Source organism: Enterococcus sp. LJL98, from assembly GCF_054871745.1.
Map to the genome: position 1 here is coordinate 1 of NZ_JBTXLU010000019.1, position 22,006 is coordinate 22,006.

18 protein-coding genes and 1 rRNA gene are annotated in these 22,006 nt (G+C 39.1%); 12 read left to right on the forward strand and 7 right to left on the reverse strand.

Annotated features, from left to right (window positions below; all coding sequences use genetic code 11):
• Positions 1-163: 163 nt before the first annotated feature.
• From ACYSNO_RS12100 to ACYSNO_RS12120, 5 genes are all read right to left on the reverse strand, one after another.
• The gene (locus ACYSNO_RS12100) at positions 164-1,186 is read right to left on the reverse strand and encodes a YeiH family protein (RefSeq protein ID WP_461731341.1); all 1,023 of its coding nucleotides are present in this window, start codon (positions 1,184-1,186) and stop codon (positions 164-166) included.
• Between the two features lie 82 nt (positions 1,187-1,268).
• Positions 1,269-3,074 carry a glycerophosphoryl diester phosphodiesterase membrane domain-containing protein gene (locus ACYSNO_RS12105; protein WP_461731342.1) on the reverse strand — a complete coding sequence of 602 codons (1,806 nt, stop codon included), beginning with the start codon at positions 3,072-3,074 and terminating at the stop codon, positions 1,269-1,271.
• 78 nt (positions 3,075-3,152) lie between these two features.
• Positions 3,153-3,746 carry a TVP38/TMEM64 family protein gene (locus ACYSNO_RS12110; protein WP_461731343.1) on the reverse strand — a complete coding sequence of 198 codons (594 nt, stop codon included), beginning with the start codon at positions 3,744-3,746 and terminating at the stop codon, positions 3,153-3,155.
• A gap of 90 nt (positions 3,747-3,836) precedes the next feature.
• The gene (locus ACYSNO_RS12115; protein WP_461731344.1) at positions 3,837-4,274 is read right to left on the reverse strand and encodes a threonine/serine exporter family protein; all 438 of its coding nucleotides are present in this window, start codon (positions 4,272-4,274) and stop codon (positions 3,837-3,839) included.
• Positions 4,274-5,029 carry a threonine/serine exporter family protein gene (locus ACYSNO_RS12120; RefSeq protein ID WP_461731345.1) on the reverse strand — a complete coding sequence of 252 codons (756 nt, stop codon included), beginning with the start codon at positions 5,027-5,029 and terminating at the stop codon, positions 4,274-4,276. Before ACYSNO_RS12120 ends, ACYSNO_RS12115 begins: the two co-directional genes overlap by 1 nt.
• 254 nt (positions 5,030-5,283) lie before the next feature.
• Between ACYSNO_RS12120 and ACYSNO_RS12125 the strand changes: the two genes are divergently transcribed.
• Positions 5,284-5,850 carry a TetR/AcrR family transcriptional regulator gene (locus ACYSNO_RS12125; protein WP_461731346.1) on the forward strand — a complete coding sequence of 189 codons (567 nt, stop codon included), beginning with the start codon at positions 5,284-5,286 and terminating at the stop codon, positions 5,848-5,850.
• A 70-nt stretch (positions 5,851-5,920) separates the two neighbouring features.
• Here the strand turns inward: ACYSNO_RS12125 and ACYSNO_RS12130 are convergent, their stop codons facing one another.
• On the reverse strand, positions 5,921-6,724 hold the full coding sequence (locus ACYSNO_RS12130; protein ID WP_461731347.1) for a Cof-type HAD-IIB family hydrolase: 804 nt from the start codon (positions 6,722-6,724) through the stop codon (positions 5,921-5,923).
• Between the two features lie 302 nt (positions 6,725-7,026).
• On the opposite strand from ACYSNO_RS12130, the gene ACYSNO_RS12135 reads away from it, so the two are divergent.
• Both ACYSNO_RS12135 and ACYSNO_RS12140 read left to right on the forward strand, forming a co-directional pair.
• Positions 7,027-8,466, forward strand: a complete 1,440-nt coding sequence (locus tag ACYSNO_RS12135) for an NCS2 family permease (RefSeq protein ID WP_461731348.1) — start codon at positions 7,027-7,029, stop codon at positions 8,464-8,466.
• Positions 8,467-8,570: 104 nt separating this feature from the next.
• Positions 8,571-9,773 carry a multidrug efflux MFS transporter gene (locus ACYSNO_RS12140; RefSeq protein ID WP_461731349.1) on the forward strand — a complete coding sequence of 401 codons (1,203 nt, stop codon included), beginning with the start codon at positions 8,571-8,573 and terminating at the stop codon, positions 9,771-9,773.
• A 55-nt stretch (positions 9,774-9,828) separates the two neighbouring features.
• Here the strand turns inward: ACYSNO_RS12140 and ACYSNO_RS12145 are convergent, their stop codons facing one another.
• Positions 9,829-10,014 carry a YjzD family protein gene (locus ACYSNO_RS12145; protein WP_461731350.1) on the reverse strand — a complete coding sequence of 62 codons (186 nt, stop codon included), beginning with the start codon at positions 10,012-10,014 and terminating at the stop codon, positions 9,829-9,831.
• A gap of 132 nt (positions 10,015-10,146) precedes the next feature.
• On the opposite strand from ACYSNO_RS12145, the gene ACYSNO_RS12150 reads away from it, so the two are divergent.
• From ACYSNO_RS12150 to ACYSNO_RS12190, 9 genes are all read left to right on the forward strand, one after another.
• A complete protein-coding gene (locus ACYSNO_RS12150) occupies positions 10,147-13,476 on the forward strand; it encodes a DNA polymerase III subunit alpha (RefSeq protein ID WP_461731351.1) in 3,330 nt (1,109 codons plus the stop codon).
• A gap of 168 nt (positions 13,477-13,644) precedes the next feature.
• Positions 13,645-14,607 (forward strand): 6-phosphofructokinase, encoded by a 963-nt coding sequence (gene pfkA / locus ACYSNO_RS12155; RefSeq protein ID WP_461731352.1) that lies wholly within the window; start codon positions 13,645-13,647, stop codon positions 14,605-14,607.
• 74 nt (positions 14,608-14,681) lie between these two features.
• Complete coding sequence (gene pyk, locus ACYSNO_RS12160) at positions 14,682-16,442, forward strand: pyruvate kinase (RefSeq protein ID WP_461731353.1); 1,761 nt, start codon at positions 14,682-14,684, stop codon at positions 16,440-16,442.
• A gap of 157 nt (positions 16,443-16,599) precedes the next feature.
• A complete protein-coding gene (locus ACYSNO_RS12165) occupies positions 16,600-17,163 on the forward strand; it encodes a YceD family protein (RefSeq protein ID WP_461731354.1) in 564 nt (187 codons plus the stop codon).
• A 55-nt stretch (positions 17,164-17,218) separates the two neighbouring features.
• On the forward strand, positions 17,219-17,398 hold the full coding sequence (gene rpmF / locus ACYSNO_RS12170; RefSeq protein ID WP_461731355.1) for a 50S ribosomal protein L32: 180 nt from the start codon (positions 17,219-17,221) through the stop codon (positions 17,396-17,398).
• Positions 17,399-17,583: 185 nt separating this feature from the next.
• Positions 17,584-19,002: an NADP-dependent phosphogluconate dehydrogenase gene (gndA, locus tag ACYSNO_RS12175; RefSeq protein ID WP_461731356.1), complete on the forward strand. Its 1,419-nt coding sequence runs from the start codon at positions 17,584-17,586 to the stop codon at positions 19,000-19,002.
• 129 nt (positions 19,003-19,131) lie between these two features.
• Positions 19,132-19,818 carry a response regulator transcription factor gene (locus ACYSNO_RS12180; protein ID WP_461731357.1) on the forward strand — a complete coding sequence of 229 codons (687 nt, stop codon included), beginning with the start codon at positions 19,132-19,134 and terminating at the stop codon, positions 19,816-19,818.
• Complete coding sequence (locus ACYSNO_RS12185; protein ID WP_461731358.1) at positions 19,815-21,308, forward strand: HAMP domain-containing sensor histidine kinase; 1,494 nt, start codon at positions 19,815-19,817, stop codon at positions 21,306-21,308. Before ACYSNO_RS12180 ends, ACYSNO_RS12185 begins: the two co-directional genes overlap by 4 nt.
• A gap of 607 nt (positions 21,309-21,915) precedes the next feature.
• Positions 21,916-22,006, forward strand: a 16S ribosomal RNA gene (locus ACYSNO_RS12190); the annotation flags it as partial.

A 22,006-nucleotide genomic window follows, 5' to 3' on the forward strand; every position in this document is an offset into this window, starting at 1 on the left:
TAGTTACTCACCCAATGAATACCGAAAATTAGCAGCATAAAAAACGCAATCTCAGGATAAAAGATTGCGTTAAACTAAAAGATTGTTTTTTGTTTTTAATACTGTCTACTTGACAGGGGGCAATTCAAAGTGAGACTTCAATTCATTCCTTTGTTTTTTCGTTCTAAGCAAAAAATAAGAAAATCAAAAGAGCAGCAACGATTGTCTGGAACGTACCAACGGAAAGGCCATAAATTAAAAAGCGCGGCCCTTCTTTTAAGAAACGAACCAAGTCAAGGCGCAGACCAATTGCTGCAAGAGCAGTGGTTTCAAACCAGTTACTAGTAAACTTGGCACTTGTAACAAAAAGATCTGGCAAAGTAAAGAAGCTGTTTAAGATACAAAAAGCGAGAAAACCGATAATGTACCAAGGGAGTGGGAACTTCTTTTTCTGGACGCTTGTTAGCTCGCCTGCTAAGTTTTGTTTTTTAGCGAACTGACCGAAAGCGTACACGACGAGGGCGAGTCCCATGATCCGAATAATTTTAAATAACATCGCGTACTGCAGCACATTTTCATCAATCAAACTCGCACCGGCTACGACTTGGCCGACTGATTGTAAGGTTCCACCAAGTAAAGCACTCTTGGCTAGCACATTTTCACCAAATAATCCGTTTGCTAAAAAAGGGAGCGTGAGCATCATAATTGTTCCTAATAGATTGACAAGTGTGATGATTTGTCCTTTTTCTTCCTCTTTCGCGTGGACTTCTGGGGCAATCGAAGCGATGGCAGAAGAACCACAGACTGCATTCCCACCAGACATCAATAAAGACATTTGCGAGTTAAAACCTAATTTTTTTCCAATTTGGTAAGTAAAAAGAATCGTTCCTACCATCAGTAAGAAGGTATAAAGCAATCCTTCCATCCCCATTTCAGCAATCGTCTGAAAGGTCACCGTTAATCCTAACAAGACCACTGAAAATTCCAGCAACTTGCTTTCTGCAAACTTGGTTCCGACTTGTAAAAATGTTTGTTTGAAGAAGGTATTGCCTAAAAAAATTCCAAATAAAATAGCTAAAGTGGCCCCTCCTAGTTGGGGTAAGAAAATGGCTACCAGTTTCGCGCAGCCGGCTACGATTACTGATAAAAGTAAACCGGGAAGAATCGGATACTTTCCAACGATTTTTCTTCCTTTGGTTGAAATCAAATGAACACCTCCAATAAAATAAAAAACACTAATGTGACTATTATTAACGAAACAAAGTCAAATTGCAATGGAAGAAGAGAAATTAACCGACTCCTATTAAAAAATAAGCCAGCTTATCAGAATAGGTCATTTTTTCAGGTTGGCGTTCGATTGTTTCAAAAACGTCGAGTCGATCCGTTATGATGCCGTCCACGCCATAAAAAATCATCCGTTCCATCGTTTCTTTTTTATTCGGCGTCCAAGTGAATACTTTTTTTCCATCTAGGTGAGCCGCATTTACAAATGCGCGATTGAGCGTACTGTATTCCATGGTTAAAAAATTTGCTTTGGTCAATGGTGGACCAATAATATTAAAAGGAACAATGTAGCCAACCGTCATTTCAGGGGAGGCTTCTTTCAATTTTTCAACGAGGGAATAAGACAGACTCTGCACAAGATGTCCTTCTTCGAGAATTTGAGCAGCATATTGTGCCAAGAAAGTGTCAACGACCAAATCGATGTCTGTTCGTTGCGTTTTAATTTCGACAAGCAGTTTTTGCTGGTGCTTTTTCGCTTCAAGCAAGTAGTCATCGAAAGCTGGAATGCGCGCCTCTTGCTGATTTTCTTGTACTCGCAGCATTTGTGTTTGTGCAAAAGTACTTTTTTCGGGAATTTGATCAAAACCTGTTAATTCTTTGAATTGAAAATCATGAAAAACGATAAACTTTTTATCTGAAGTGAGCTGGATGTCCATTTCAACATAGTTTGGTTGGAAGGTCTGACTGGTCTGTCTCAGCGCCTCGATCGAATTTTGTACGCCATTTTTGTGACTAACTCCGCGATGTGAAAGGACCTTGACGGCACGCGGGGGCATCGTGGTTAAATACAGGTAGTTGTAACTTAAAACGCCTGTCAAAGCTACCGCAATCATTGGGAGAAAGTAGCGGAATTTTATTTGTTCACGCGCTTCTTTTTTTGTAACGTCTAGTGCAAAGTAGGTTTCAGGAATCGGAAGTAAATAACCACCAAAACTCATCCATTCAATGAGGGAGAAGAAAATCACAATGGTGGAAAGGACAAGATTCAAGACGTAAATTGCTTGTAAACCGAATAGGCTAAAAACCGCAGTTGGAAGCGCGTAAGAACTCGCAAAGGTTTCGACCTGACGTTGGATGAATAAGATGAATGAAAAACTGGTCGTCGTTAAAAATAAAAGACCGAATGTTAAAAAAACTAGCTGGAATAGGATTTTCCAAAAATGTTGACGGGTAAAGAGGAGACTTTCACGCACGGCTCGTTTTAAAGGATAATTAAGGAGTACCATTGCTGGTAAGGTAAAGACAAGACGAAAAGCAAGGTAAGTTAGCAAAAAATAAATCAAAAGATAGGACACAATGATTGGCAAGCGATTGATGAAGATAAAGTCAACGATAAAGGCTGGGAATTTGATTTTTGAAAGCAGTTCTGAATGCAAAGAAAACCCGCCTAAAGGTAACACTAAAAAGAAATAAAACAAGAAAAAAAAGATCACGCTAGGGCGAAGTTTTCGCATTTGGCTCAGTGTGAGCTGGAGCAAGTTTTTTAAAGAAATCGGATGTTGTTGCTTAATAAAATACAAACTCAGCAATAAAAAAGTAAATTCGAAATAAATGAAACCGACGACACTTACCAAAATCAATAGCAAGCTTATTGTAATCAGCGGGTGCTGACTGATGAGTTGTCCCAGATTATCAAAAGCAAGGTAAGGGATGTGTCCTATTTTAAAGAGCAACCGTGTCGCATTGCTTAGCAGTGGGATCAGTAGAAATAAGAGGAGCCCGTGGATTAAGAGAACGTCGCGAAAATAAATCGTTGTTTGTTTGAAAAAGTGAAGGGTTTGCCTCCAATTTTCTTTTAACATATGCAGCATGAGAGCGCCTCCTTTTTTGATAATTAAAAGAAAAACACTTTGAAGGCAGTGAACCATCCAAAGCGTTTTGTTGATTGTTTACATAAATTGTGTGAGGAAATTTCCGCCATAAATCAATAACAAGCTATAAATTAAGATTGAGGCAGGTTTCCCTAGAAGAATAATCCAGCTAAATTTTTTTAAAGAGATATTGGTTAAGCCCGCCATCAAACATAAAATATCATCGGGTGCGATTGGGAAAAAGATGGCTAAAGCAAAAAGCTTATCAAAACGATTCTGGTTGTCGAGATAGGCGACATAGCGATTGTACTGCTTCTCGCTGACGAAACTTAAGACAAAGGGTTTGCCGTAATAACGACCCAATAAAAAGACGAGAATGGAGCCCAAGCAAATGCCAATATAGTTATAGATAAAGCCAGCGACAGGTCCGAAAATGAAAACCCCTGCGGCAGTCGAAATCCCACCTGGAATAATCGGAATGACGACTTGGATTATTTGAAGTAAAATAAAAATAATGGGACCAATAACGAAAGAACGACCCACGAGGTCTTGTAAAGCATGCAAATCATCAAATAACCCTAAATTAAAAAAATAAATAGCTAAGGCGACTGAAAACCCCATGCCGATTATTGAAATGGAATTGATGATTCTCCGAGATGTCGTGACATTCATAAAAATACGCTCCTTTAGTCCGTGATTTGTCTTTATTATAGCAAGGAGCCAAGGAAAATGTCATGGGACTCTAGACGGATTTAACAAATCTTATCTTTTGTGTAAAGAGCCCCAATTCACAACTAATCTTTCAACGAGGCTAGTCATCATAAAACCAGCAGCAATCGCTCCGGCCGTTACGACAACAACGATCACATGCTGAAAACCTTGGCTGGTATCGCCTAACACAAATGCTCGAACAGCAAGGTAAGAAGGTCCTCCTGGGACTAGGGGAACAAGACTGGGTACAATAAAGATTAACATGGGAATTTTCATTTTTCGAGAAAAGAAAATACTAGCACAACCGATAATCAAGGCAGCCATAAAGTTCGCAAACCCTAGAGTAAAATTGGCCTCTTTCAGTCCAATGTAAAGCATCCAACCCAAGGCACCAGTGAAGCCGCTAGCAAACAAGGTACGGCGAGGAACGTTTGTAAGAACGCCAAAAGTCACGGTGCTAAAAAAACTAAAGAGAAAGTGAATAAGCATTACAAAATCCCTCCTAAAGTAATCAGCGCGCTGGCAATTCCGACGCCGATTGCCATTGCAATAATCATGGCTTCGGTCCCACGAACAAGTCCACTAATCATATGACCCGCTAGAATGTCTCGAAAAGAAGAGGTGATGGCCACGCCAGGAACTAAAGGCATGACAGAGCCGATAATTAAATGATCGACCGAAAGGGCCCAATGAAAATGAACACAAAGTAAGGCGAGAACGCCAATTCCTAAAGAAGCCAAGAAATAGTCTAAAAAAGGAATTTTTAAATAGTTATGGGCATAATCTTTTAAAAGAAAGCCTACACATCCAATAAAAAAGGTCGCGGGAAAATCAAACCAAAAACCACCAAAAATAAACATTAATGTACTACTTACAATTCCGGCGCTCACAATTTGTAGCCAATAAGGAAAGTGGATATGTTCAATATCAATGGCTTTTAGAGCTGTAGACAACTCCTCTAAGCGGATATTGTTCATCGAAAAATCACGAGAAAGTTGATTGACGGCGACGATTTTTTCTAAGTTGATTGATCGTTCACCAACGTTTTCGACTTGTGTTTGATGGCTTTCTTTCAAACTAATAAAAATACCGGTTGCCGTGACATAGCTCACGCTGTCTCTTCGCCCTGCGCTTCGAGCGATACGATTCATCGTATCTTCCACCCGATAGACCTCAGAGCCACTTTCCATCATGATTTTTCCGGCAAGCAAACATGTTTCTAGTAATAAATTTTCAGCACCCACGAGAAGACCCTCCTAGCAATGATTCTATTCTTTTGAAAAAGGAAATCGAATACTTGTATTTTACCTTTTTATCAAGCGTGGAACAAGAAGAAGGTTTAAAAGTTCGTTTCTTGTTATTCGAAAAAAGAACATTTTATGGTTGTTCCGATAGAAAATAACAAGAAACTGTTAAGAAGTAAATGAAAAACCTTTTATTATTTGTTGTTTTAAGTTAAAATAACATTAGTAAATAAATTCTAGCTAGGAGGTTTACCATGAGACGCAAAGTGTATACGAGAGATTATATTTTAAAAGCTGCCTATGAATTAGTTGAAAAAGAAGGATTTAGCAATTTTACCGCGCGTAACGTTGCAAAGAAAATGGGTGTTTCCACTCAGCCTATTTACCTCGAATTTGAAAATATGCAAGATTTAAAAGACACCTTAATCGAGGAGATTTTTACAGAATTAAAGCAAAAAGTCTTTGTTCAGGAACACACAGGGAATAAACTCGTTGATGTTTGTATCAACTACATTGACTTTTCTCAAAAGAAACCGAAGTTGTTCATCTCTTTATTTGTCGATGACTCCGGTGGCGGTAAAAAAATGTATGACGCTTCTTATGAATACTTTAAAGAAGTTGTGAAAGAAGACCCGACTTATAAAGGATTATCGGCAGATTTTATCGAGGCATTGCATGACGGCACTTGGATTACGATTACAGGCGTAGCATCTTTAATGTCCTCTGGTTTTATTCATCCGAACCGTCAACAAATTGTGGAAATTATCCAACATTCGATTGACGGAATTCTAGAAGTGAAAAAAAGTGAAGCAAAAAATTAAAGAAAAAGAAAGAAGACACCAGTGACGAACGTTTCATTGTCCTCATGGGTGTCTTCATTTGTGTTTTTTTTTATAAAGAAAGGTATGTTTCCAGATAGTTCGCCAACCCGTCTTCGTCATTTGTTTGTTCGGTAATGTCATTTGCAACGCCTTTTAATTGCTCGGTGCCGTTTTTCATCGCTACACCCCAACCAGCGTAGTCCAACAATTCCACATCATTGTGTTCATCACCAAAAGCCACGATGTCTTTGGGATGAATATCCAGTGAGTCCGCAATAACAGAAACAGCCATCGCTTTTTGTACGCCTTTAGGGACAATTTCTAAGATGGCATTTGGGCCACCCCAAGTCCGGACATCCACTTCCTCTTTGAATTGTTCGATAAGGGAAGCAGAGACTTTTTCTGACACATGATGTTGTGTTTTTACGAGTAAAGAAGTTGGATTGGTTTTCAAGTTATGGAAAAGATTTGCTTCTGTAATTTTCTCAGTTGCAAAAAATTCTCCTTCAAAATTATCTAATCGATCAATAAAAAAAGTTTCCCGATTTTCAGCAGCAACAAAGTCTAAGTGCAGTCGTTCTTTTTGTGCCAAAATCTCAAAAGCAACCTCGCGTTGAATGGATAATTCTCTTTCATAAGGCCACACTGCATTGGGTTTATGGACGAGTGCGCCGTTAAACGTCACCATGGGGGTATCAAGCATTAATTGTTGGTAAAAATGTGCACTCATTCGGTAAGGCCGTCCTGTCGCGATGCTAACATAATGTCCGGCTGCCTGTGCTTTTTTTAAAACACTTGCCGTCCGTTGGCTAATCAGCGATTGATTATTTAAGGTTGTGCCATCTAAATCAATTGCAATCAATTTTTTTGTCATCGAATTCTCCTTCTCTGTCATCCAGGCTTCCTTACTAAAATGAAAAAAATCATGAAAACCTCTTAATCTGCCTTTATTTTAGCATACTCGTTGGATTTAACAAGAGTCGTGCTTGAATGAACAGCCAAACTCCTTGTAAAACACGAACGATAGAAAGAACATTCAAGAATTATGTTAATAAATGGTTGAAAAGTAAGCGTGAACTCTCTATAATACGAGAGTGGTCAAGGGGAAAATTAGTTATTTTAGTCGATTTATTAACTTGTTTTCCTTGATATTCAAAAATAGGAGTGAAAACTTTCATGGAAAAATTTTTTAAGTTAAAAGAAAATGGTACTAAAGTTTCAACGGAAGTCATCGCAGGTGTGACAACCTTCTTTGCAATGAGTTACATATTGTTTGTCAATCCTGCCATTTTATCAGCTTCAGGCATGCCTTTTCAAGCCGTCTTTTTAGCAACAATTATCGCCTCTGTTATTGGTACGCTCATCATGGGTCTTTTTGCCAACGTTCCGTACGCGCAAGCACCGGGAATGGGATTAAATGCCTTTTTCACTTTCACCGTTGTTTTTGGACTAGGGTATTCCTGGCAACAAGCTTTAGCGATGGTTTTTATTTGTGGTCTAATTAATATTTTTATTACTGTAACAAAAATTCGTAAATTAATTATCCGTGCGATTCCAGAAAGCATGCAACATGCAATTGGCGGCGGGATTGGTATTTTTGTAGCTTATGTTGGAATTAAAAATGCCAACTTGATTAATTTCTCAGCAGATGCGGGCGCAATTACAGGTTCAGTCGTTGAGGGGGAAGCAGCTGTCAACGTCAACATGAATGGTGGGATCGTTCCTGCGTTAGCGAATTTTAACAATCCAGCAATTTTACTATCCGTTATTGGTTTGGTCTTGATGACGATTTTAGTGGTCATGAATGTTCGTGGGGCAATTTTACTTGGTATCGTAGGGACAACAATCATTGGTATTGTGATGGGTGTTGTTGACTTGGGGGCAATTGATTGGCAAGCCAATTCATTGAGCAGTTCAATCAATGATTTAGGCGTGACGTTTGGTGCGGCTTTTGGCCCAGAAGGAATGCAATCACTTTTTGCCGATTCTTCAAAAATTCCTCAAGTATTAATGACGATTATTGCATTTAGTTTATCTGATACGTTTGATACAATTGGTACTTTTATCGGAACTGGCCGTCGAACAGGTATCTTCTCAAAAGAGGATGAGGCAGCACTAGAAGACAGCAAAGGGTTCTCAACAAAAATGGATCGTGCTTTATTTGCAGACGCTGCAGCAACGTCCATTGGTGCGATTTTTGGAACGTCAAATACGACGACTTTTGTAGAGTCTGCGGCAGGAATTGGTGCCGGCGGTCGTACGGGATTAACCTCTGTGGTTGTAGCAGCAATGTTTTTATTAAGTAGTCTCTTTTCACCAATTATTTCTGTCGTTCCAGCGCAAGCAACAGCACCCGCGTTGATCTTAGTCGGGGTGATGATGATGGCATCGTTCAAAGATATTAATTGGACCGACTTAGAAGAAGCCGTTCCGGCCTTCTTCGCTTCAATTTTCATGGGTTTATGTTATAGCATTTCTTACGGAATTGCTGCGGGCTTTATCTTTTTTGCGATCGTCAAGGTAGCAAAAGGAAAAGCAAAAGAGGTTTCAATGGTTTTATGGATTGTTAATCTTTTATTTATCTTAAACTTTCTCATTATGGCGATGTTAGGCTAATCTAAGCGCCAGCAAAAGAGTGATACGTTTTTATCGACGTCACTCTTTTTTTGTTTGAAAAAATCAAAAAATGAGCTATAGTTGAAGGGAAAGAGAGGTTCGGTATGAAGATTAATTGGAAACGGAATTTATACATCTCTTGGATCGGTTGTTTTTTTACCGGTGCAAGTTTCAGCTTGGTCATGCCTTTTATTCCCTTGTACATCGAAGAGTTGGGGGCATCTGCCAGTCAAGTCAATTTATTCTCAGGATTAGCCATATCCATTACAGCGCTGGCTTCGGCATTGGTGGCACCGATTTGGGGGAGCCTGGCCGATCGAAAAGGGCGACGCCTCATGATGATTCGAGCGGCTGCAGGCATGTCCTTTACGATGGGCGCGTTAGCTTTTGTACCAAACGTGTATTGGTTGTTGGTGATGCGATTTTTAACCGGTATCTTATCTGGCTATATTCCGAATGCGACTGCTCTGATTGCTTCGCAAGCGCCCCGTGAAAAAAGCGGGTGGGCGATTGGAACACTTGCGACGGGGTCCATCGCAGGGAATTTAATTGGACCGCTAATGGGCGGTGTCTTAGCCGAATTACTAGGCATGCAAAATGTTTTTATTATTACTGGAATTATTTTAACGATTACTTTGTTATTAACGATTTTTTTAGTGAAAGAGAATTTTGAACCGATTGAAAAAGGAGATGTCATCCCATTAAAAGACATCTTAGGTAAAATGAATCGGCGCTCCGTTTTATTTGGTTTGTTTTTGACCTCTTTAATTTTACAATTGGGGATTACAAGTATCAGTCCCATTCTAACGCTCTATATTCGAGACCTTAGTGTCAATAGTGGCAGTGTGCTCTTCTTGAGTGGGTTAATCGTTTCGATTTCTGGCGTATCGGCTATTTTTTCTTCGCCATTTCTTGGTCGACTAGGAGATAAGATTGGCAATCATAAGATTTTATTGCTCGGATTAGTTTTTTCATTCCTGTGTTTTATTCCAATGGGGTTTGTCCAAAACCCTCTTCAACTGGGGATTCTTCGCTTTTTACTAGGCTTTTCGACTGGTGCTTTAATGCCTTCAATTAATACACTTATTAGTAAAATTACCCCACCTGAAGCTGTAAGTCGGATTTTTGGCTACAATCAAATGTTTAATAATTTTGGCCAAGTTTTAGGGCCGCTCGTTGGTTCAGGTGTCGCGCAAGGGTTTGGTTATCCAGCCGTTTTCTTTGCAACTAGCGGCTTTGTATTTCTAAATATTTTAATTTCTCTTTTCAATTTCCGGAACGATTTCAAACGCAATTACATTCAATAGCATCGAAAAAAGCGTTTCGACGAGTATTGGTCGAAACGCTTCTTATCCGCAATTATTAGGCTGCTTCTTCTTCTGTTGAGGAAGAGGAGAGCTGTCCAAGTAAAATGATGAATAGTCCAACGACTAAAGAGAAAATAGTTGTTTGAACAAAGTCATAAGTTTGACTGCTTAAAGAGCTGCCTAAGTAGCCAACAACTTGGCCAAGAGCGAACGCCCAAAATAGCGTGAGAATATAACGCATGGAGACACCTTCTTTCATGACTTCACAATCTTGTGTATATTTTAGCATACTTTTTTGAGTTGTAAAGAAAAGTTGAGAAAAAGATTTCGTGAAATCATAGGATGAGAAGCGTAAAAGAATAAGGAGGAAACTATGAGTAGTCCACAATTAACAACGATTACCGCCTATTCATTATTACAAAGTATTGTCAGAATCCCTGCTTATGTGCAAGGCGCCAAAGACATGGGTTATCGACAATTAGCCATAACGGACAAGGGAAACCTTGCAGGGATGTTAGAATTTATCGAACAGTGTCAAAAGGCAGACGTCAAGCCCATTATCGGTTTAGCACTTGAATATCAATCGATTGTTAATGAGCAAACCTATGAAGTCTACTTGTATGCCAAAAATAATCAAGGGTTGCAACAATTGATGCAGCTTTCGAGTATGAAAGAGCTTCAAGGAAAAGTTTCATTCGAATCTTTTCCGTTAAGTCGAGATTTATTTGTGCTTTTTCCTGAAAAAAATGAACTGAGTGCTTTGCGACAAGCAGTAGATGATCAAAATTTAGCAGCCACTTGTCTTCAAAGATGGCGTGAAAAATTTAATGAGGCGCATCTTTTTTATGGGGTAGCCTATCAAGGGCAGTTGACTCAAGAATTACGAGATTGGTATGAAAGTCAACAACTAAAACCTTGTGCCTATCATTTGATTACTGCCTTAGAGGCGAAAGATTGCTTTGCAGTACAAGTGGCAAAACAGATTAAAGCTGGGACACAAATTCAAGATCTACGTCAAACAGTCCATGAGCTTGAGGCAACAAATTATTTGATCGAAGCCCCACTTTTTGAAAAGTGGTTCCAAGACCAAGGCGAGGAAGAAGCGTTAACGCAAGCGGCTATGCTGGCAACGGCCTGTCAAGTCGAAGTGAAGCTCCATCAAAAATTATTGCCTCAATATCCTTTAAAAGAACAAAATCCAGCCGCTTTTCTACGACAACTGTGTTTTGATTCTTTGCCCCGGCGTGTGGAAAAAGTGACGGCCATTTATGAGGAACGTTTGAATACGGAGCTTTCGATTATCCATGAAATGGGCTTTGATGATTACTTCTTAATTGTTTGGGATGTCATGGCTTTTGCACATAATCAAAAAATCGTAACGGGTTCGGGTCGTGGATCGGCGGCGGGTTCGCTTGTTGCTTACGTGCTATCCATTACCGATGTTGATCCAATCGCCTATGATCTGCTTTTTGAACGATTTTTAAACCCGGAGCGACAAACAATGCCAGATATCGATTTGGACTTTCCAGATAATCGAAGGGAAGAAGTCATCCAATATGTGAAAGAAAAGTATGGGAAAGAACACGTCGCGCAAATTGGTACCTTTGGGACGATGGCAGCAAAGATGGTCTTACGCGATGTTGGTCGAGTCTTTGGGGTTTCTCAAAGCGAAGGGAATCGTTGGTCTAGCGCTGTTCCAAAAGGTTTAGGCGTCACCTTGGAAATGTCTTACCAACAGTCAAAAACGTTTAGAGATCTAGTCGAGGCGAATGAACGAAATAAGAAAATGTTTCAAGTCGCCCAAGTACTTGAAGGGTTGCCACGCCATATTTCCACCCATGCGGCAGGGATTGTTATTGTTGATCAAAAACTAGTCGACCTTGTTCCTTTACAAGCTGGACAAGGGGATTTGTGGCTAACACAGTTTACAATGGTTGATGTTGAAAAAATTGGGTTGCTTAAAATGGATTTCCTAGGGTTGCGCAATTTAAGTTTAATTGACGACGCGCTCCAAAATATCTCTCGACTTGAAAGGAAAGAGTTGCACTTAAAAAAAGTGCCGCTTGATGATCCACAAACAATCGCTTTATTTCAAAAAGGAGAAACCTCGGGTATTTTCCAATTTGAGTCAGCTGGTATTCGTAAAGTACTTAAAAAGTTAAATCCAGAGACAATTGAAGAAATAGCTGCAGTAAATGCCTTATATCGTCCAGGCCCGATGCAAAATATTGACGAATTTGTCAAAAGAAAAAAGGGACTGGCGCCGGTGCAATATCTAGATCCAAGTTTACGCCCGATATTAGAAAATACTTATGGAATCATCGTTTACGAGGAGCAAATCATGCAAATCGCTCAAAAAATGGCAGGGTATCGTCTGGGACAAGCCGATATGTTGCGAAGAGGGATCAGTAAGAAAAATGCGCAAATTTTGGAAAGAGAAAGGCAAGGCTTTATTCAAGGAGCCTGCGCCCATGGGCATACGGAAAAAAAAGCCAATGAAGTGTATAACTACATTGAAAAATTTGCGAACTATGGATTCAATCGCTCACACGCCTTTGCGTATTCAATGGTAGCCTTTCAAATGGCCTACTTAAAAGCGCACTATCCCGGTCCTTTTTACCAAGCTTTGTTACAGTCGACTAGAAATCAACCAATCAAAACCAAAGAATACGTGCATGAGGCCAAAAAACGCCAACTGAAAATTATGCCCCCTACGATTAATCACAGTTTTTATGGCTTTACCTTGCACACGTTAAAAGAAATTCGCTTTGGATTGAGCAATATTAAAGGCTTACGCCGAGACTTTGTTCAAACCATTTTAAGCGAGCGCAAGGAAAATGGTCCCTTTACTTCTTTTGAACAATTTTTATATCGTTTAAATGCCCGAGAAAGCAAGTTGCTCAAGCAGGAGAATATTCAACCTCTAATTTTAGTGGGGGCGTTTGATGATTTTGGAGTGAATCGCCATCAATTATTGGTTCAACTAGAAGATAAAATTCAAAACATTTTGTATAGTGGTGGTAGCATGGAATTGCTTTCTATGCTTGAATTAAAAGAACGGGAAGTCGCTGATTATTCTTTGGCAGAGCGCTTAGCGTTTGAAGAAGAATATCTAGGTGTGTACTTATCGGGACACCCTACTCGCCAATTCACGAAACTTTTAAAACGAAAAAAAATCGACCATCTGGCAGAAGTCTCGGAAAATCAAGTGGTCCAACTTCTTTTTTATGTGAAGAGCATTAAAGAAATTCGTACGAAAAAAGGGGAATTGATGGCAATTGTTGAAGGGGATGATGAAAGCCAAAGTAGCCACTTAACCCTCTTTCCTGAGCTGTATCGTCAAACTCGAAAACAAGTGACCTTGAATCAAGTGTTATATATTGAAGGACGTATGCAAAATAATCGCTATAGTAATCAGTTACAAGTGATTCCGACAAAAATAACACCTGCTGCGGAAGTAGAAAATTCAATCTCGGAACAGACGTGTTATATTAAAGTCGTGGCAGAAAAAAATCAACCAGCAACTTTTCATACCTATCGTCAATTGGTTCAGTCCTTCAAGGGAACAGTCCCCGTTGTTTTTTATTACGAAGAAACAGGGAAAAAGGTTTTACTAGAATCTGAGTACTGGATGAGTGAAGATTTAAGGGATAAAGAAGCGTTGAGTGTTTTGTTTGGTGAAGAAAATGTCATTTTTAAATAGTTTTCTGTAAATTTACAAAGCGCTTTCTAATATTTTAGTTTTTTTTACGATATACCAAGACATTTGGCGCAATTGATGGTAAAATGCAGAATGTGGGTAAAGTTTATAACAGAATTGAAGTAAAAGACTACCAACTAACATATTTATATTGATGAGGTGAAAAACAGTATGAAACGCATTGGTATTTTAACCAGTGGTGGGGATGCTCCTGGCATGAACGCAGCGATTCGCGCGGTGACGCGTAAGGCGATTTTTAATGGCATGGAAGTATTCGGTATCAATTATGGTTTTGCTGGTTTAGTTGCAGGAGACATTCGTCGTTTGGAAATTGCTGACGTTGGAGATAAAATCCAACGAGGAGGAACCTTCCTTTATTCCGCTCGTTATCCAGAGTTTGCAACCCAAGAGGGGCAACTGAAAGGAATCGAACAACTGAAGAAATTCGGTATCGAAGGTTTAGTTGTAATTGGTGGCGATGGTTCTTACCATGGGGCGCTGGCTTTAACAAAACACGGTTTTCCAGCAGTTGCGATTCCAGGAACAATTGATAATGACATTCCAGGCACTGATTTTACAATTGGTTTTGATACAGCAATTAACACCGTTTTGGATTCTCTCGATCGCATCCGAGACACGGCAACTTCTCACGTCCGTACGTTCATCATTGAAGTAATGGGAAGAGATGCCGGAGACATCGCTTTATGGGCAGGTGTCGCAGGTGGTGCAGACGAAATTATCATTCCAGAACATGATTTTGACATGGTTGCTGTTGCCAAAAGCATCCAAGAAGGCCGCGACCGCGGGAAGAAACATTGTTTGATTATTCTTGCTGAAGGCGTGATGGGTGGAAACGAGTTTGCTGAGAAACTTTCTGAACATGGAGATTTCCATGCGCGTGTTTCGATTTTAGGACATGTTGTTCGTGGAGGTTCGCCGACTGCACGTGATCGCGTACTTGCAAGCAAATTTGGTGGTCATGCCGTTGACCTATTGCTTGAAGGTAAAGGTGGCTTATGTGTGGGGATGTTAGAAAACCAAGTGGTTTCAGCCGACATCGTTGAAACACTTGAACACGGGAAACATCATCCAGATTTATCATTGTATGCACTGAACAAACAATTATCTTTTTAATCGTTTCAACTTTAATTAAAATGAATTTAAAAGCGTTAAGCTATTAAAAATAAACGAATTGGGGTATTTTTTTCATGAAAAAAACAAAAATTGTTAGTACATTAGGACCTGCAAGTAATACAGTCGAAATTATTTCTGACTTAATCGAAGCTGGAGCGAACGTCTTTCGTTTTAACTTCTCTCATGGTGACCACGAAGAGCAATTAGCTCGTATGAACTTAGTCCGTGACGCAGTGAAAATTACTGGAAAAAGCGTGGGTATCTTATTAGATACAAAAGGTGCTGAAATCCGCACAACGGTTCAAGAAGGTGGCACGTTAACTTATGCCATCGATGATATCGTACGTATTTCAATGGACGAAAACTTAGTTGGAACAAAAGAAAAAATCGCTGTAACTTACCCAGGACTATTTGACGACGCGCATGTGGGCGGACACATCTTGTTTGACGATGGTTTAATCGACATGGAAATTATTGAAAAAGACGAAGCGAATCGTGAACTTGTAACAAAAGTATTAAATGCTGGCGTTTTAGGTTCTCGTAAAGGGGTTAACGCACCAGGAATTTCAATTAGCTTACCAGGTATTACTGAAAAAGATGCGGCAGACATTCGTTTTGGTTTAGCAAACGAAGTAGATTTTATTGCAGCAAGTTTTGTACGTAAAGCACAAGACGTTTTAGAAATTCGTGAAATCATGGAAGAAATGGACATGAATCACGTACAAATTATTTCTAAAATTGAATCTCAAGAAGGAATCGACAACATCGATGAAATTATCAAAGTTTCAGATGGTATCATGGTTGCTCGTGGAGACCTAGGCGTTGAGATTCCAGCAGAAGTTGTTCCAATGGTTCAAAAAGATATTATCAAACGTTGTAACGCAGCTGGTAAAGCAGTCATTACAGCAACGCAAATGTTAGAATCAATGCAAAGCAACCCACGTCCAACACGTGCGGAAGCATCAGACGTGGCGAACGCTATTTTTGATGGGACAGATGCAACGATGTTATCTGGTGAATCTGCAAATGGTTCATACCCAGTTGAAGCTGTTTCTACAATGGCGCGTATCGATGAAGAAGCAGAAAAAACAATGTTAAAATTAGGTACTTACCGTATTAATCAATTTGATAAAACAGATGTAACAGAGTCAATCGGTTTAGCAGTCGCTCGTGCAGCAAAAGACTTAGGTGTGAAATGTATTGTTGCCGCAACTGAATCTGGTTACACTGCAAAAATGATTTCTAAATACCGTCCAGATGCGAACATCTTAGCAGTAACTTTTGATGAGCGTATCAAACGTGGCTTGTCATTAAACTGGGGCGTACACCCAACAGTTGCTGAAAAACCAGCAACAACGGATGAAATGTTTGACTTAGCTTCTAAGAAAGCAGTTGAACTCGGTTTTGCCTCTGAAGGAGACTTAATTTTAATTACTGCGGGTGTGCCAGTTGGTGAACGCGGAACAACAAACGTTATGAAAATTCAATTAATTGGTTCACGTTTAATTGAGGCACAAGGTGTTGGCGGACGTTCCGTTGTTGGTCAAGCAGTGGTAGCAAACAACGCTGAAGAAGCAATTGCGAAAGCAGAAGAAGGTATGGTCTTAGTTGTTCCAACAACAGATAAAGACTACATGCCAGCAATTGAAAAAGCAGCTGCTTTAATCGTTGAAGACGGCGGTTTAACTTCTCACGCGGCAGTTGTAGGAATTGCAAAAGACTTACCAGTAATCGTTGGTGCAAAAGATGCAACAACAATTATTAAAGATGGGGAAGTTGTAACAGCTGACTCACGTCGTGGAATTGTTTACCGTGGAGAAACAACAGCAATCTAATTTGTTTTTCAAAAACAAGTCGAAAAAGTAAATAAAAAAAGAGCTAGTCCGTGATTGGCGTGCTCTTTTTTTATCCTTTGTAAGGTGTCAAGAAAATTTCATTGACAAAGGAAAACAAGGCCTGTATAATAGCTTTTGTTGCTTAGGAGTGATGAAAATGAAATGGTCTTTATTAGAACTACGTAAGTACCAAGAAGAACCACTCGTGTTTCAAGAAGTACTCAATCTAAAAGAAGAACTATTGAGTCGAGAGAAAGAAATCATTGATCTAGGACCAGTAGAAGTTCAAGGACTTGTTACGGTTAGTCCAAGGGAATACTTATTACACTATACAGTGAAAACAGTCATTACCTTGCCGTCAACTCGTTCGCTAGAACCCGTAGCAATACCGATGTCATTTACGGTAGATGAAGTATTTATGACAACCGAGCAATTTCAGCAAATCGATGATTTAGTGAAAGCCGAAGAGATTCTGATACTAGAAACTCAAACGTTGGATTTAGATGAATCGGTCGCTGACAACATTTTACTTGAGATTCCTTTACAAGTACTATCTGAAGAAGAAGAAAAAGCGACGCATTACCCAAGTGGGAATGATTGGGCAGTTTATTCAGAAGCAGATTATGAACGAATGAAAGAATCACAAGCAGAGACTCAAATGGATCCTCGTCTTGCAAAATTATCGAATTTGTTTGAAAAAACAGAGGAAGAAGATGCGTAAGATTGGAATATATTGCAGCCTTATGGTTGTTTTCATTTACAAGGAGGTGTAGCAAATGGCAGTACCAGCACGCAAAACGTCAAAAGCAAAAAAAGCAAAGCGTCGTACACACTACAAGTTATCAATTAACGGATTAAGCGAATGTACAAACTGTGGCGAAATGAGAAAAAACCACCACGTATGTAGCAACTGTGGTCATTACAACGGTAAAGACGTATCTACGAAAGAAGCATAATAGCCCTTTTTCGGAAAAGGCTATTTTAAACCTTAGGCTAACCATGGAGCCTAAGGTTTATTTTTTTACATCTGATATTAGTAAAAAATACCAAAAATTAAACAAGAATTGTTTAATTACGCTTTAATATAGGCTATAATAAAAAAGAAGAAAAAATTACACTTGATTGAGTAGGGGGAAATAAAATGACAAAACAACAAATTGGTGTCGTTGGTATGGCAGTTATGGGTAAAAACTTAGCTTTAAATATTGAAAGCCGTGGCTACTCGGTGGCCTTGTATAATCGTACCGGATCAAAAACAGAAGAAGTACTGGCTGAAAATCCAGATAAGAAGTTATTAGGAACCTATAACGTGGAAGAGTTTGTTCAAGCAATTGAAAAACCTCGTCGGATTGTTTTAATGGTTCAAGCAGGTTATGGAACAGATGCGACCATCCAATCCTTATTGCCGCATTTAGATCAAGGTGATATTTTAATTGATGGCGGAAACACGTTCTTCCAAGACACGATTCGTCGTAGCAAAGAATTAGCCGATTCGGGTGTCAACTTTATTGGTGCCGGTGTCTCAGGTGGAGAAGAAGGCGCCTTAAAAGGACCGTCAATTATGCCGGGGGGCCAAAAAGAAGCCTACGAACTTGTTGCACCCATTCTAGAACAAATTTCAGCAAAAGCAGAAGATGGTTCTCCTTGTGTGGTTTATATTGGACCAGATGGGGCAGGACATTATGTGAAGATGGTTCATAATGGGATTGAGTATGGAGACATGCAACTAATTGCCGAGTCTTATGATTTAATGCGGAATATTTTAGGGATTTCTGTTGAAGAAATGGCAGAAATTTTTTCTGAGTGGAATCAAGGAGAATTAGATAGTTTCTTAATTGAAATTACAGCGGATATCTTAACCCGCAAAGATGATCTCGGAACGGGTCAACCAATTGTTGATGTGATTTTAGATGCAGCGGGAAATAAAGGCACTGGAAAATGGACAAGCCAAAGCGCTCTTGATCTTGGTGTGCCTCTACCATTGATTACAGAATCTGTTTTTGCTCGTTATATCTCTGCTTACAAAGAAGAACGAGTAGCTGCAAGTAAAGTATTATCAAAACCCACCTTTGAGTTCACAGGTGATAAACAAGCATTTATTGAAAAAATTCGCCAAGCCCTATATTTCAGTAAAATTATGAGTTACGCTCAAGGTTTTGCACAATTACGTTCAGCTTCTAAAGAATACGAGTGGGATTTACCATTTGGTGAGATTGCCAAAATTTGGCGTGAAGGATGCATCATCCGGGCGCGCTTCTTACAAAAAATCACTGATGCTTATGAAAAAGAAGGCGATCTAGCGAATTTACTATTAGATGACTATTTTAAAGAAGTCACTGAAAAGTACCAGCAGGCGGTTCGTGACGTGGTAGCTCTGGCTGTTCAAGCGGGTGTACCGGTCCCAACCTTCTCTTCTGCAATTGCTTATTTTGATTCATATCGCTCAGAACGGTTACCGGCGAACATCATCCAAGCACAACGCGATTACTTTGGTGCGCATACTTATGAACGAACAGACCGTGAAGGAATTTTCCATTATTCATGGTATGACGAAAAATAAAACAAGCGAAGTTTAAAAAGAGAGACGTAAAGCCTTATGAGGTTGCACGAATCTCTTTTTAAATTTGTCCTTCCATGTTAATATTAAGAATGTCATAAAATCAAAATGAGAAGAAGAGGATGGGTTGATATGGGGAATATATTAATCATTGAAGATGAAAAAAATCTAGCTCGCTTTGTTGAGTTAGAATTAAAACATGAAGGCTATTTTACGGAAGTGCACTACAATGGTCGTACGGGATTGGATGCTGCGCTAAACAAGGAGTGGGATGCGATTCTACTTGACTTGATGTTGCCAGAGCTTAACGGGCTAGAAGTTTGCCGCCGCGTGCGTCAAACAAAAAACACCCCAATTATCATGATGACTGCAAGAGATTCAGTTATTGATCGCGTGTCTGGTTTAGATCACGGGGCGGATGATTATATTGTTAAACCATTCGCTATTGAAGAATTGTTAGCACGATTGCGTGCATTATTACGTCGAATTGATATTGAGGGTGATAAGAATGTAGTGAAACAAACAACATTAACCTATCGTGATTTGACAATCGAAAAAGAAAACCGTGTCGTGCGTCGTGGTTCAGAGATGATTGAATTAACGAAACGTGAATACGAATTATTATTGACTTTAATGGAAAACATTAACGTAGTGTTAGCTCGTGACGTTTTATTAAATAAAGTTTGGGGTTACGAAACAGAGGTTGAGACTAACGTGGTTGATGTTTACATTCGTTATCTTCGTAATAAAATTGACGTTCCAGGAGATGAGAGTTATATCCAAACGGTTCGAGGCACGGGTTATGTGATGCGCTCATGAGTCGCTTGAAAAGTAAAGAACGTTTAAAAGAACTGAAAAGCCCATCGTTAACAATTAAGTGGGCTTTTGCAAGTTCTTTCTTTATCTTTGTGGTCTTTACAATCTTTGCGGTGATTACTTACAAATCGTCCATTAACTTGTATGTAGCCAAAGAACGCCGAGAGATTGAGGAAACAACTTATCAGATTACTTCGCGACTCGCAAATGAAAACCGGGCATTAAACCTTCGGACTGCTTTTCGTTCGCTTCAAATGAGCGAAACGAATGAATTAGTGCATTTAGATGGGATGGAGGTTATCATCGATCCCTTTTTAGTTGATGCAGGAAATCCTGATTTTCATTTATTTGTTTACAACCCTTATAAAGAATTGGTTTTGATGACGACCGATGAACGATTGTCTTTAGCTCAGACAACACCTAAAGAAGCGACAATTGAAACAATCAATAACCAGACGGGCTTTTTACTCGTGCAACCTGTCTATTCAAAAGAAACGAGAGAGTTAATTGGTTATGTTCAGACTTTTTACGAATTAACCAATTTTTATGAGATTCGTAATCGTTTAATTTCAATTTTAATTATTTTAGAAGGTGTATCGCTTGTTTTAAGTAGTATTTTAGGATATTTACTTTCGGCTTATTTTTTAAAGCCGCTAAAATTATTAAGAGACACTATGGAGAAAATTCAAAAAGATCCTCAATCCGATATCCATATGCCTAAGTTAGAGACAAATGATGAACTGGCAGATCTAGCAGAGATTTTTAATGACATGCTTGATCGGATGCGTTCTTACACAGAATTACAAGAACAATTTGTCGAAGATGTTTCTCATGAGTTGCGGACACCCGTAGCTGTGATTGAAGGGCACCTTAATATGCTCAATCGATGGGGAAAAGACGACCCGGAAATTTTGGCTGAATCTTTAGAAGCCAGCATGCAAGAAATCAAACGGATGAAAACGCTGGTACAAGAAATGCTCGATCTTTCTCGTGCGGAACAAGTAAACATTCATTATAGTAATGAGCGGACCAACGCCAAAGAGGTCGTCCATCAAATTGTTAATAATTTTCGTATGATCTATCCTGAATTTGTCTTTACTCTAGATGATGACTTGTATCAAGAAAAAGTATTGAAGATTTATCGGAACCATTTTGAACAAGTATTGATTATCATTATGGACAACGCGGTTAAGTATTCCACCGACCGAAAAGAAGTGCATATTTCGATTTCGACGAATCTTAAGGAATTAGAAATTGCGATACAAGACTTTGGTGAAGGCATTCCGCCAGAAGATGTTTCTCGCATTTTCCATCGTTTTTATCGAGTTGATAAAGCGCGTGCGCGAACCAAAGGAGGAAATGGTCTAGGATTATCGATTGCAAGTAAGTTAATTGATAGCTATAAAGGAAGGATTTATGCGGAAAGTAGCTTAGGTCAAGGCACGATTTTTCGTCTCTTTATTCCGATTCAAAATGAGGAGGAAAATTATTAAGCGAACGATATTCTGTGCTGGAGCTTTTTTTATAAAAAAAGAATCAAATAATCGAACGAACCAAAGTGGAGTTAGTCAGAATATTCACTTTGGTTTTTTTATTCAAAATTTGATGAAGAATTAGTTGCTTTTTAAATCAAAGATTGCTATATTTAATATTGTTCGAAAGGCATTGAAAACTTTTTGAAATAAAGATTTAAAAAGTAGTTGACGAATAGAAGAAACAATGATAATATAACAAACGTTGACACGAAAAGAAGTTCTCGAGCGCTTGATATAAAGCGAAAAAAGAATTAAAAAAAGTGTTGACAAATAACAAAGACATTTGTTATTATATAGAAGTTGTTGAGAGCAGAAAACTTTGTTTCTTTCTTACAGAGGAATAAAAAAACTTTAAAAAAGTGTTGACAAGTGATTGTTACACTGATATGATATAAGAGTTGCTAAAACAACAAGTAATAAAACAACGTAGACCTTTGAAAACTGAACAAAGCAAGCAAACGAACCAAAGTGTAGGATGTTTCTATTAATAGAAACAAACACAACAAGCAAGCAATTAAGCTAGCAAAATTTTTGAGCTTAACAATCGAAAGATTGTTTCAACTTTTTTAATGAGAGTTTGATCCTGGCTCAGGACGAACGCTGGCGGCGTGCCTAATACATGCAAGTCGAACGCTTCTTTTTCATCGAACTTCGGT